The sequence below is a fragment of the Shewanella sp. HL-SH8 genome, assembly GCF_051165765.1.
Classification (GTDB): Bacteria; Pseudomonadota; Gammaproteobacteria; order Enterobacterales; family Shewanellaceae; genus Shewanella; species Shewanella glacialimarina.
In genome coordinates, this window is sequence record NZ_CP195039.1 from 1,258,012 (window position 1) to 1,270,177 (window position 12,166).

The 12,166-nt window shown below is 41.3% G+C and carries 12 protein-coding genes; 9 read left to right on the plus strand and 3 right to left on the minus strand.

Features of this window, described 5'->3' with window-relative positions; all coding sequences use genetic code 11:
• Positions 1–2 precede the first annotated feature (2 nt).
• The 5 genes from ACRWQN_RS05645 (at position 3) to ACRWQN_RS05665 (ending at position 5,744) form a co-directional block, all read left to right on the plus strand.
• Complete coding sequence (locus ACRWQN_RS05645; RefSeq protein ID WP_434940066.1) at positions 3–752, plus strand: ferredoxin--NADP reductase; 750 nt, start codon at positions 3–5, stop codon at positions 750–752.
• Positions 753–927: 175 nt separating this feature from the next.
• Positions 928–1,935, plus strand: coding sequence for a Fe(3+) ABC transporter substrate-binding protein (locus ACRWQN_RS05650; protein ID WP_226410947.1), 1,008 nt, complete (start codon positions 928–930; stop codon positions 1,933–1,935).
• Between the two features lie 88 nt (positions 1,936–2,023).
• Positions 2,024–3,655, plus strand: a complete 1,632-nt coding sequence (locus ACRWQN_RS05655; protein WP_434940068.1) for an ABC transporter permease — start codon at positions 2,024–2,026, stop codon at positions 3,653–3,655.
• Between the two features lies 1 nt (position 3,656).
• On the plus strand, positions 3,657–4,685 hold the full coding sequence (locus ACRWQN_RS05660; RefSeq protein ID WP_434940071.1) for an ABC transporter ATP-binding protein: 1,029 nt from the start codon (positions 3,657–3,659) through the stop codon (positions 4,683–4,685).
• Between the two features lie 120 nt (positions 4,686–4,805).
• Complete coding sequence (locus ACRWQN_RS05665; RefSeq protein ID WP_434940072.1) at positions 4,806–5,744, plus strand: Dyp-type peroxidase; 939 nt, start codon at positions 4,806–4,808, stop codon at positions 5,742–5,744.
• A 181-nt stretch (positions 5,745–5,925) separates the two neighbouring features.
• Here the strand turns inward: ACRWQN_RS05665 and argR are convergent, their stop codons facing one another.
• Together argR and ACRWQN_RS05675 are read right to left on the minus strand one after the other, a co-directional pair.
• Positions 5,926–6,396 (minus strand): transcriptional regulator ArgR, encoded by a 471-nt coding sequence (argR, locus tag ACRWQN_RS05670; RefSeq protein WP_226410943.1) that lies wholly within the window; start codon positions 6,394–6,396, stop codon positions 5,926–5,928.
• Positions 6,397–6,560: 164 nt separating this feature from the next.
• On the minus strand, positions 6,561–6,977 hold the full coding sequence (locus tag ACRWQN_RS05675) for an META domain-containing protein (RefSeq protein WP_434928385.1): 417 nt from the start codon (positions 6,975–6,977) through the stop codon (positions 6,561–6,563).
• A gap of 98 nt (positions 6,978–7,075) precedes the next feature.
• On the opposite strand from ACRWQN_RS05675, the gene ACRWQN_RS05680 reads away from it, so the two are divergent.
• From ACRWQN_RS05680 to ACRWQN_RS05690, 3 genes are read left to right on the plus strand one after another with little or no spacing between them, the layout of a single operon-like run.
• Complete coding sequence (locus tag ACRWQN_RS05680; RefSeq protein ID WP_434940074.1) at positions 7,076–7,366, plus strand: hypothetical protein; 291 nt, start codon at positions 7,076–7,078, stop codon at positions 7,364–7,366.
• Positions 7,363–7,917, plus strand: coding sequence for a GNAT family N-acetyltransferase (locus tag ACRWQN_RS05685; protein ID WP_434928387.1), 555 nt, complete (start codon positions 7,363–7,365; stop codon positions 7,915–7,917). Before ACRWQN_RS05680 ends, ACRWQN_RS05685 begins: the two co-directional genes overlap by 4 nt.
• A gap of 7 nt (positions 7,918–7,924) precedes the next feature.
• Positions 7,925–8,350: a hypothetical protein gene (locus ACRWQN_RS05690; RefSeq protein ID WP_434940075.1), complete on the plus strand. Its 426-nt coding sequence runs from the start codon at positions 7,925–7,927 to the stop codon at positions 8,348–8,350.
• A 115-nt stretch (positions 8,351–8,465) separates the two neighbouring features.
• Here ACRWQN_RS05690 and metK read toward each other — a convergent pair whose 3' ends face one another.
• Complete coding sequence (gene metK / locus ACRWQN_RS05695; protein WP_434928389.1) at positions 8,466–9,617, minus strand: methionine adenosyltransferase; 1,152 nt, start codon at positions 9,615–9,617, stop codon at positions 8,466–8,468.
• A gap of 486 nt (positions 9,618–10,103) precedes the next feature.
• Between metK and tkt the strand changes: the two genes are divergently transcribed.
• The gene (tkt, locus tag ACRWQN_RS05700) at positions 10,104–12,098 is read left to right on the plus strand and encodes a transketolase (protein ID WP_434930405.1); all 1,995 of its coding nucleotides are present in this window, start codon (positions 10,104–10,106) and stop codon (positions 12,096–12,098) included.
• Positions 12,099–12,166 lie beyond the last annotated feature (68 nt).

Sequence of the window (12,166 nt, forward strand, 5' to 3'; positions counted from 1 at the left end):
TTATGTGGGTAACTGGTGAAGTAATTGAGCGAATTGATTGGAATGAAAAGCTTTTTTCCTTAAAGATTAAAGCGCCTGTTGAACCTTATATCGCAGGGCAGTTTATTAAGTTAAGCCAAATCCGAGATGAAAAACGTATTGCTCGGGCTTATTCAGTGGTTAACCCACCAGGCAGCGATTATATCGAAATATTAGCTGTAGCTGTTGAAAATGGTCAATTGTCACCCGATCTGCAATCACTTAACCCCGGTGACACAATTGAAGTGACACCCAAGGCGACCGGATTCATGACCCTAGATGAAATTCCCCATGGCGCACTGCAAGGTAAGCATTTGTGGTTGATTTCTACTGGCACCGCTGTTGGTCCCTTTATTTCAATGTTGTTAACTGACGAGCCTTGGCAGCGATTTGAAAAAGTTGTTTTGGTCTATGGTGTACGCTTAGCGTCGGACTTAGCGTATTTAGAATCTATTAAGCAGCTACAAGCAAAATATTCTCAACAATTTCACTTTATTCCTATTGTTACCCGTGAATCCTACGAAGATGCGTTAATGTGTCGTATTCCCGATGCGATTAATAATGGTCTGTTACAACAAAAAGCGTCATTAACGATTAATGCAGAAGACTCTCAAGTGATGATTTGTGGTAATCCTGGGATGATTTCTGATGCACAAACCGCACTATTAGAATTAGGGTTAACTAAAAACCTAAGAAGGGCTCCTGGGCAAATAACAGTAGAGAAGTACTGGTAATAAGCCACAGTGTTATATGCTTGCAGTACTGAGCGAGATCTAAGTCAACATCAATACAAATTTAATAAAATGCGCTTGCTCCTTTTGTGCTGATCATTTACCCTTGTCGCGATTGATAACTATTATCATTGTTAGTTGCTTTTGGCAGTTTAAATCAACCAAGGAGAATGTGGAAATGAAAATGGTACAAGGCACTGCGATTTTAGGTTTAGCATGTTTAGCCAGTTCTGCAATGGCGGATGAGGCGTTAACTGTATATTCATATCGACAAGCATTTTTGGTTGAACCTATCCTAGAGCAGTTTACTCAAAATACTGGTATTAAGGTCAATGTTGTATTCGCTAAAGATGGAATTGCAGAACGAATTGAACGTGAAGGCCGTTTGTCTCCAGTTGATGTTGTATTAACCTCTGACTTTTCTCGTTTAATGGAATTAGTTGAAAAAGATCTTGTCTCTCCAGTTAACAATGATGTGATTAATAGCAATATTCCTGAGGTTTATCGTTCACCTACGAATGATTGGTATGCACTAACTATGCGCGTACGTAATGTGTATTCTTCAAAAGAGCGCACCGGCAAGATTGATATCGATTATGAAGACCTAGCTAAACCGGAATACAAAGGTAAAATTTGTACTCGTAGTGGTAAGCACCCATACAATGTCGCTTTAGTGGCCTCTATGATCGCGCATCATGGCGAAGCAGAAACTAAAACCTGGCTTTCAGGCGTCAAAGCTAACCTAGCGCGCAAACCCCAGGGTAATGATCGCGACCAAGTGTTAGCGGTTAAAGAGGGAATGTGTGATGTTGCTATTGGTAATAGTTATTACTATGGCAATATGATGATGGATGAGAATCAAAAAAGCTGGGCTGAAGCCGTTGAGATAAACTTCCCTAATCAGGCTAACAGAGGTGCACACATTAACGTCTCTGGTATGGCGCTAGCTAAGTTTGCGCCAAGCAAAGATAATGCAATAAAATTAATGGAGTTTTTAACCTCTAATGTTGCTCAGCAAGCCTATGCGGACGTTAACATGGAATATCCGGTTAAAGCTGATGTGAAGCCGTCAAAACTTGTGGCATCATGGGGCGACTTCAAAGCAGATTCACTTCCTATTTATAAATTGGCTGAAAATCATCAAGCGGCAGTGAAGCTACTTGATGAAGTAAAATTCGACCTTTAATATCAATATTGATATTACGCCAGTTTTTGCATTGTCACTCAATACAGTGTCGAGGATTGCACCGTATTGATTTAACTGGATAGTTGTTATGATTTTAGGTTTATCCAGAAGCTGGTCGCTTACTGGTTACTTAATAGCGGCGGTGATCACACTGCCGCTTATTGCATTAATAATGCAAGCCACATTTCCCGATGAAGCCGTTTTTAAGCACCTGTTTGATACCGTACTTCCAACCTATATTGCTAATAGCTTATTGCTTATGCTGCTGGTGGGTATTGGCTCGTTAGTCATTGCCGTCCCTGCAGCATGGTTTGTTGCCCGTTGTGAGTTTCCTGGGCGTCGATATTTTCAATGGTTATTGCTATTACCTTTGGCTATGCCAGCCTATATAGTCGCCTATGTTTATACTGATATGCTGGACTATGCAGGTCCTGTACAACGTGTCCTAAGAGATTTGTTTCAGTGGAGTTCTCCACACGATTATTATTTTCCTGCTATTCGTAGCCTAGGTGGTGCAGCGATCATGTTATCGTTAGTGCTGTTCCCTTATATCTATTTATTGGCTCGTACCGCTTTTATGGAGCAGTCTTCTAGTTTATTACATGCATCGCGCATTATGGGGTCTAGCCCTTGGCGCAGCTTTTGGCGGGTAGCTTTACCTATGTCACGTCCAGCGTTGGCGGTTGGTGTGGCACTGGTTGCAATGGAAACCGCTGCCGACTATGCCACCGTAAGCTATTTTGCTGTACCAACATTAACCACGGCGGTATATGACACTTGGCTGGGCTATGGCAGTTTAACCGCGGCAGCCAAATTGTCAGCGATTATGTTATTAGTGATTTTTACTATGGTTGGCGTTGAGCGATTTGCCCGGCGCAAGCAAGAGTTATTTCAAAAGCAATCAGCGCTGAGTGACAATGATAGATATCGACTGACAGGGATTAAATCTTTTGCAGCTTGGGCATACTGTAGTGCACTATTATTATTTGCATTTTTACTACCGTTTATAATTTTGAGCGCTTATGCCATCGATTATTTTGACCAAAGTTGGGATGATCGTTTTTGGCAATATAGCTGGAATAGTTTGTACATTGCGGTACTCGTTAGCTTAATATGTTTATTATTAGCTTTAATATTGATGTTTGTACGTCGAGTGAGTCCTAGGCAATCGGACTCCCTGCCATCGCGTTTAAGTAGCACTGGTTACGCCTTACCTGGCACAGTTTTAGCGATTGGTGTGCTAGTACCTTTGACCTATTTAGATTTTGCGGTTAATGATATTTATGACTGGTTTGGCGCTCGCGGCCCTGGTTTGTTTTTTACGGGTAGTGTTTTTGCGCTTGTATTTGCATTCACGGTGCGTTTTTTAGCGATAGCAATTGGTAGCCTTGAGAGTAGTTATAAGCGCATATCACCATCGTTAGATATGGCCAGTATTACTATGGGCCAAAAGCCTAAACAGCTACTAATGCGTGTTCATTTGCCACTATTGCGCAAGGGCTTATTGGCTGGTGCGCTACTGGTATTCATTGAAAGTATGAAAGAGTTGCCCGCAGCGCTATTATTAAGGCCAATTGGCTTTGAAAATCTAGCGACCTATGTTTTCCAATTTGTGTCTGATGAAAAGCTCGAGCATGGCGCTCTGGCAGCTATTGTAATTGTATTTGTTGGACTTATTCCGTTGATTTATCTTAACCGTTCATTGGAGCATACTCGCTAATATGTCGACTCTTACCATCGAAAATGTCTCCAGTGATTACCAAGGACAGGTGATTTTAAACGGGCTCAATCTTACCCTGCAACAAGGCGAAATTGTCGCTTTGCTTGGCCCCAGTGGCTGTGGTAAAACCACCTTACTTCGCGCTATTGCTGGCTTACAGCCCATTAGTCAGGGCACAATTCAAATCAATGGCAATACTCTTACCGGTGATGGAATATTTATACCTAGTGAGCTGCGCGGGGTAGGAATGATTTTTCAAGATTATGCTTTGTTTCCTCACCTCAATGTGGCCGATAACATTCTTTTCGGCGTCAAAGGTTTGAATAAAATTGAGCGTCAAGCGCGTTTAGATGAAATGCTAGAACTAGTTAAGCTAAACGGCTTAGGCCAACGTTACCCCCATGAGTTGTCTGGCGGGCAGCAACAACGTGTATCCATTGCACGCGCGCTGGCCTATGAACCCCAGTTACTCTTGCTTGATGAACCTTTTTCTAACATAGATGCTCAAGTACGTAATGAGATGATGCTTGAAATAAGAAGCATTTTGAAGCAACGTAATGTCAGTGCTGTATTTGTCACCCATAGTAAAGATGAAGCATTTGTATTTGCTGACAAATTAGCTTTATTTAAGCAGGGCGCTATTATTCAACACGGTTTGGCTGAAGACCTTTATGCTTACCCTACAGACCGTTATGTTGCTGAGTTTTTAGGTGCTGGAAATTATTTACCAATAAAGGTAACAAATAGTCAGCAAGTATCATCACCAATTGGTTTACTCCAAAGTAGTGCGGCTATAAATTATCCTGTAGATTATCAAGGGCACTTATTGCTTAGACCGCAACAAGTTGAACTGGTTGCTGATGATAATGGCGTCGCCACTATCGTGGATAGAAGGTTTTTAGGAACGGTTTGTCATTATTGGGTCAAAGTTGAAGAGCATTGTTTGGAAGTAAAAAGCCAAATGTTACAGTTATCGCCAGGGCAAAAAGTTAATTTATTTGCACCAACGCACCCCTTGGTTATTTTTTGATTTGTGTTATTGAAAAATTATTTTATGATGATTATAAGAGTTTCAATTGATTGAACACTGAATTAAATCGTTCAGTTTAAGTCTTCCTTTCCGATAACAATCTAGGTGGTTTGTTTCAATATGGATAATCAGGTTATGCCGCGCGAGCAATTAGGGATATGTGCTGAAGGTAATTTACATAGTATTTATTTGATGTTTAATGCCAATGACGGCGTTGAAGATAAACTGCGTCCTTCGATTGCTAATGTAGCGCAATATATCTATGAGCTAACAGATCAATATGCTGATAGTGCCTTTAATGGCTTTGTTGGTATTGGGGCTAATTTTTGGGACACATATTATCCACAGGCCCGCCCCGCACTGTTAAAACCTTTCCCTGCAATGAATGAGGGTAACCGTGATGCGCCGGCTATCGAATATGACTTATTTATTCATATTCGTTGTGACCGTTTCGATATTTTGCATCTGGTAGCCAATGAAATTAACCAAATGTTTGAAGACTTGGTTGAGCTGATTGATGAGGAGCGCGGTTTCCGTTTTATGGATAGCCGAGATTTAACTGGCTTTGTTGATGGTACTGAAAATCCTAAAGGTCGTCATCGTCAACAGGTGGCTTTGGTGGCAGAGGAAGATCCTGAATTTAAGTCAGGTAGCTATATCCATGTACAGAAATTTGCTCACAACTTAAGTAAGTGGCAACGTTTGCCTGTTAAGAAGCAAGAAGATATTTTCGGCCGGACTAAACAAGATGATATTGAATATGAATCTGCCGATAAGCCGTTAACCAGCCATACCAAACGGGTTAATTTAAAAGATGCTGATGGCAATACTATGGAAATTTTACGTCAAAGTATGCCATACGGCTCAGTTAAAGAGCAGGGACTGATGTTTATCTCTAGCTGCAAGACACCTGATAACTTTGAGCAAATGCTACGTAGCATGATTTATGGTGATGGGCATGGTAACCATGACCATTTAATGCTGTTTACTAAAGCATTAACCGGGTCATCTTTTTTTGCACCTTCATTGGATTTTCTCACCCAGTGGGAAGAAGAGTAATGTCTACGGTAGATGAGTAGCAGCTGTCATTAATAATGATTATTAGCCGTCGCTGTTAACAAAAATACCCAATAAAAAAGCAATGCCAAAGCATTGCTTTTTTATTGGGTATTTAGTGGCAAGCATTGATATTTCGGGATTCAATGATAGCCAACAGCTGCTTTTTAGTATAACTAAGCAGTTACTCAGTGAAGTTAAACAGAGACTTAACCGTTTCAAGCGTATCATCAATTGTTTTGATGCTTGAAGGGCTAATAAAGATAGTATCGTCACCGGCAATAGTGCCTAGAATACCCTCAGGTTTGCCTATTGAGTCCAATAGTCGTGCAATTAACTGGGCTGCTCCAGGGCTGGTACGTACCACTATCATGGCTTGGTTATGGTCAACATCAAGTACCAAGTTCTTCAGCGGGCTGCCAGCTGTAGGCACGCCTAATTCAGCGGGTAAGCAATAGACCATTTCTTGTTTGGCATTACGGGTTCTTACTGCGCCAAATTTGCTCAGCATTCGCGATACTTTAGATTGGTTAATATTGCCAAATCCTTCAGCCTGAAGCGCATTAACGATTTCACTTTGGCTGCCAAAGCGTTCTTCTTTTAAGATTGCTTTAAATGTTCTGACCAGATCATCCTGATTTTTATTGGTTGGCATATTGTATTTTCTTCTTATAGTTGTTATTCAAAAAAACGCTACATTTTGAATAGAAATGAATCTTGAGTCAAGAAAAGTCCATTTTTTGTGAATATAAATTCAATTTAAAGCACTGTGTGAAGTGTAGTAAATAGTTTACTTAGTCACAAGTTGGGAAGGTTAAGCTATTTGTTTAATTTGCTTAGCACCATAATGGTTTGGCCGCTTTTATTGACTAAACGTAACTTATTTTGATTAAGCTTGGCGCTATAAACTAAAGGTAGTGCTTGCATCACTCTTTGTTCTTGTACCATGAGTGCTTCGATACAAGCTTTGCGGGTTGAGCCCGCGGGTGAAAGCGTCAGCAAATCATTTTTAAGTGAATATTGACCCATAAATGGATTACAACTAGTGTTGCCTGTTAACTGACCGTTGTCAGAAAAAACTAATTTTGCAGGACTGTAATCAATAGTTGGTTCTGACAGCACGGATTCAATATGCCACTGGCCAACAAGTGTTGTGGTGTTATCAATATCTGAATAACTTTGGCATGCGCTTAATGAAAAAATAACTGCTGCGGCGCCTAAAAAATGCTTTATCATGTTTACTGTATTTGCCTAAATTGCTTCAATTGAAGCTATTCTACTTGATACTGTGTCAAAGTGATAACACGTCATCGGCCTATTAGTGAGAAATCGATATGATTAAATGGTTAAAAGGGCTTCATTACTTAGGGTCATTACTGTTATTTGCGGGCAGCTATTTACTGATTTTTACCGAATCTAGCCAGCGTGCTCAGGGAATGTTGATGGTGGCGAGCCTTATTGGCCTAGGTTTAACAATGATGACGCCCTATCCTGTAGCATTAGTCATCGAATGGGCTAAAAAACAAGATACTGCTTTAGCTAAGCCTCCGTCAGTTGAAAGTGATAAAGCTGAAGCACCTAAATCTGAAAATTCCCCATCCGACAAGCCGCAGGAAAAAGAGTGATTCTATATCGCAAAGCCAATCTCGCGGATGTCTCGCAGTTAGTCGAGCTAGAACGCACCCATGTTAATGCTGAGCTAGGCCAGTTTGATCCCAGTCTTCAAGGGCAGGCTTTAACGGCTGCGCAAGTGACTTTATTAATCAATCAACATTGGATCATGCTGGCGCTAGATAACCAGCAGATTGTCGGTTACGTTATTGCTGCTAAATGGGACTTCTTTGCTAAACAAGCACTGTACCAAAAAATAATTCAAAAGCTGCCGCAATTAGACATTGAACGTGATGGTGTTAAATTAGCGCTTACTCAAACCAATAGTTGTCAATATGGACCAATATGGATAGCTGAACAGTATCGTGGCCAAGGCATTTTTGCTCACTTAGTTAATCATATTGCCGAGGCGGTGAGCAGCAAGGTTAGATATTTAGTTGCCTATATTGCTGAAGATAATAGCCGTTCCTTCAGTGCCCATACTCAATATGCCGATATGCAAGTTGTCGATTTCTTTAGTTTTCAACAGCGTGATTTTTACTTGTTAGTTCGAGTGATTTATTGAGATAAAAATGCTGAATATACCGCCTAAATTTGATGAGTTGTTTGCGCCTTATCTTGGATTGCGTTTGAGTGCATTCGATAACGCCAAATTAGTTGTCGCTGTGCTAGCGCAACATCAATATAAATATCATGCCGCTGAGATAATATTAATCACCAATAACACGGTTCACTCGACACCGCGTTATGCCATTAAGTGGTTAGGGTTAAGTGATAATCAAGAAAGTGATGGCTGTGATAATGAATGTCATGAGATGGATTATTGCTGGATAGATTGTGGCAAGATAAATCAATATGAAGTAGGATTTAGCCTAATTGATCCCATAGATGTACAAGGCAGCAATATTCAAGTCGTGAACACAATCACTGTACCGATTATGACCATGCAGCAAATCGGTTTTATGTGCGCCGAAAGCGCTCATTTTGATCACTGCTGATTGCCGATTACATTAGCGCTCCATTTTTGCGACGTGTAGATTTAACGGCTCTTGGAATGCAGACAATAAAAAACCGCCTTAATGGCGGTTTTTTAATTTAGGCTAACAGTATTGATTATAAACCTGCATCAGCACGTAAAATTTCAGCTTTATCAGTTGCTTCCCATGGGAACTCACTGCGGCCAAAGTGGCCATAAGCCGCAGTCTTTTGGTAGATAGGGCGAGCCAAATCTAACATTGCAGTTAAGCCATATGGACGTAACTCGAAATGTTGACGCACTAACTTGATCAGTAGCTCTTCTGATACTTTACCTGTGCCAAATGTTTCAATGCTAATTGAAGTCGGCTCTGCAACACCAATGGCATAAGACACTTGTAACTCACAGCGATCAGCTAACCCAGCAGCGACGATGTTTTTAGCCACATAACGCGCAGCATAAGCCGCACTACGGTCAACTTTTGATGGATCTTTACCCGAAAAAGCGCCGCCACCATGACGAGCCATGCCGCCATAGGTATCTACGATGATTTTACGACCGGTTAAACCACAATCGCCAACAGGACCACCAATAACAAAACGACCAGTAGGGTTAATAAAGTATTTAGTATCTTTAGTTAACCAGTGTGAAGGCAATACTGGTTTGATGATGGTTTCCATCACAGCTTCAATTAAATCAGCCTGTTTAACTTCTTCTTTATGTTGGGTTGATAACACAACTGCATCAATACCGACAATTTTGCCATCGTTATAAGCAAAGGTGATTTGGCTTTTTGCATCAGGGCGTAACCAAGGTAAGGTGCCATCTTTACGCACTTCTGATTGACGTTTAACTAATTTGTGCGCGTAAGTAATAGGTGCAGGCATTAACACATCAGTTTCGTTACTCGCATAACCAAACATTAATCCTTGGTCGCCAGCACCTTGCTCAGCAGGATCGCTTCGGTCAACACCTTGGTTAATATCAGGAGATTGCTTACCAATTGCATTCAAAACTGCACAGGAATCAGCGTCAAAACCCATATCAGAATGAGTATAACCAATGTCACGCACGGTTTTACGAGCAATTTCTTCGATATCAACCCAAGCAGAAGTGGTCACTTCGCCACCCACTAATACCATGCCTGTTTTGACATAGGTTTCACACGCAACACGAGCTTTTGGGTCTTGCTCAAGTATTGCGTCTAATACCGCATCAGAAATCTGATCGGCGATTTTATCTGGATGACCTTCTGAAACTGATTCAGAAGTGAACAAGTGCTTTGCCATAGTCGGAAATCTCATCGTTTGCTGATAAAAAATATAAATTTATATACGTCTAGACGTCTATTCTAGTCGAAATTGATTTTGATAACACCCCACTATACGAATTAAAGCGTAGAATTGTGCAATGTTTCATGAAAATGTTAAACAGCAAGATAAGCTGTTTGCTATTCTGTGTAATTAACGTGATGAAATTTAAGGTTTAAGTGACATTTCGAACGTGAGGTTTTAACGTAACTGTATACATAATTAGACAATATAAACCCAATAAATAAATTACCTGAACCAATAATGTCCGCTTTGATGGAAGCTTAATGCCACTATTTAAGCTGCTATATTAAGCCAATTTATGGCAATTATTGCGCTTTATTAGCCAATCTGATGTTTGAATTGATACACACGAAAAATATTAATTTGCGTCGCGCCGCCTAGTAGGGGAAAATATGTCTCCACAATTGCCCGCTAGACCTCATTAAACAAGCAGGAGAGAGCATGTCATCTCGTAAAGAACTCGCAAACGCAATTCGTGCGTTAAGTATGGATGCCGTTCAAAAAGCCAATTCTGGACACCCAGGCGCACCAATGGGTATGGCAGATATTGCTGAAGTATTATGGAATGATTTCCTAAAGCATAATCCAACCAACCCTAACTGGGCTGACCGTGACCGCTTTATTTTATCTAATGGCCATGGCTCAATGCTTATTTACTCTCTATTACATCTTTCGGGTTATGAGCTTCCAATTGAAGAGCTTAAAAATTTCCGTCAGTTGCACTCTAAAACGCCTGGTCACCCTGAATATGGTTATACCCCTGGTGTTGAAACCACCACGGGTCCATTAGGTGCAGGTATCAGTAATGCCGTTGGTATGGCGATTGCTGAGAAAACCTTAGCGGCACAGTTTAACCGTGATGGCCACGATATCGTTGATCACTTCACTTACTGTTTCTTAGGCGACGGTTGTTTAATGGAAGGCATTTCACATGAAGCCTGTTCATTAGCTGGCACATTAGGTTTAGGTAAACTAATTACATTCTGGGATGACAACGGTATTTCTATCGATGGTCACGTTGAAGGTTGGTTTACTGACGATACGCCTAAGCGTTTTGAAGCATACGGTTGGCATGTTATTGCTGATGTTGACGGTCATAATCCTGATGCAATCCGCGCCGCAATTGAACAAGCTAAGTCTGTAACTGATAAGCCTACAATGATCTGTTGTAAAACAATTATTGGTTTTGGTTCACCGAATAAATCGGGTAGCCATGATTGTCACGGCGCACCATTAGGTGATGCAGAAATTGCAGCGGCTCGCGAATTCTTAAACTGGCCACATGCTCCTTTTGACATTCCATCAGATGTTTATGCTGGTTGGGATGCTAAGCATAAAGGTGTGGCTAATGAGTCATTATGGAATGACAAATTTGCTGAATACAAAGTGGCTCACCCAGCATTAGCGGCAGAGTTTGAACGTCGTGTCTTAAACGGTGATTTACCGGCAGACTTTGAAGCAAAAGCACAAGCATTTATTCAAGAATGCCAAGATAAAGCTGAAGGCATTGCAAGTCGTAAAGCATCACAAAATGCAATTGGTTTCTTTGGTGCTATGTTACCTGAGTTACTTGGTGGTAGCGCAGACTTAGCGGGTTCAAACCTTACGCTATGGTCAGGTTCAAAAGGTATTCAAGACGATGCAGCCGGTAACTACATTTATTACGGTGTGCGTGAGTTTGGTATGAGTGGCATTATGAATGGCGCCTCATTACACGGCGGCTTCATCAATTACGGCGCAACTTTCATGATGTTTATGGAATACGCACGTAATGCGGTACGTATGTCTGCATTAATGGGTATTCAGAACATTTTCGTTTATACCCATGACTCAATCGGTCAAGGTGAAGATGGCCCAACTCACCAACCTGTTGAGCAATTAGCTAACTTACGTATGACACCTAACATGACTGTATGGCGTCCATGTGATGCTGCTGAAACAGCAGTATCTTGGAAGTCTGCAATTGAAACTCGCAAATCGCCAACGTCTTTAATTTTTAGCCGTCAAGGTCTTAAGGCTCAAGCGCGTAGCGCTGAGCAATTAGCCAATGTCGCTAAAGGTGGTTATGTGCTGCTTGATTGTGAAGGCGCTGCGGACGTTATCTTAATTGCTACCGGTTCAGAAGTGCAGTTAGCGGTTGATTCTGCTGCAGCATTAACTGTCGATGGCATCAAAGTACGCGTAGTGTCTATGCCGTCGACCAATGTGTTTGACAAGCAAGATGCAGCTTACAAAGAGTCTGTATTACCTCGATCTGTGACTAAACGCGTAGCAATTGAAGCGGCTCATGTTGATTTCTGGCATAAGTATGTTGGCTTTGATGGCGATGTTGTCGGCATGACAACCTTCGGCGAGTCAGCACCGGGTGGCGACTTATTGAAGCACTTTGGCTTCACCGTTGATAATGTGGTTAGCAAAGTCAAAGCACTGGCTTAAAAACATGATCCACGATTGACTCAAATTAGCGCTTATATGTTAAGTGCTTAATTGTGTATAATATGGCG

What these genes read in the sequence shown, in the direction of transcription:
- ACRWQN_RS05660 (WP_434940071.1), top strand. Translation starts at nt 3,657, where the DNA reads ATGTCGACTCTTACCATCGAAAATGTCTCCAGTGATTACCAAGGACAG.
- metK (WP_434928389.1), bottom strand. Translation starts at nt 9,617, where the DNA reads ATGGCAAAGCACTTGTTCACTTCTGAATCAGTTTCAGAAGGTCATCCA.
- ACRWQN_RS05665 (WP_434940072.1), top strand. Translation starts at nt 4,806, where the DNA reads ATGGATAATCAGGTTATGCCGCGCGAGCAATTAGGGATATGTGCTGAA.
- ACRWQN_RS05675 (WP_434928385.1), bottom strand. Translation starts at nt 6,977, where the DNA reads ATGATAAAGCATTTTTTAGGCGCCGCAGCAGTTATTTTTTCATTAAGC.
- ACRWQN_RS05650 (WP_226410947.1), top strand. Translation starts at nt 928, where the DNA reads ATGAAAATGGTACAAGGCACTGCGATTTTAGGTTTAGCATGTTTAGCC.
- ACRWQN_RS05645 (WP_434940066.1), top strand. Translation starts at nt 3, where the DNA reads ATGTGGGTAACTGGTGAAGTAATTGAGCGAATTGATTGGAATGAAAAG.
- ACRWQN_RS05655 (WP_434940068.1), top strand. Translation starts at nt 2,024, where the DNA reads ATGATTTTAGGTTTATCCAGAAGCTGGTCGCTTACTGGTTACTTAATA.
- argR (WP_226410943.1), bottom strand. Translation starts at nt 6,396, where the DNA reads ATGCCAACCAATAAAAATCAGGATGATCTGGTCAGAACATTTAAAGCA.
- ACRWQN_RS05690 (WP_434940075.1), top strand. Translation starts at nt 7,925, where the DNA reads ATGCTGAATATACCGCCTAAATTTGATGAGTTGTTTGCGCCTTATCTT.
- ACRWQN_RS05680 (WP_434940074.1), top strand. Translation starts at nt 7,076, where the DNA reads ATGATTAAATGGTTAAAAGGGCTTCATTACTTAGGGTCATTACTGTTA.
- tkt (WP_434930405.1), top strand. Translation starts at nt 10,104, where the DNA reads ATGTCATCTCGTAAAGAACTCGCAAACGCAATTCGTGCGTTAAGTATG.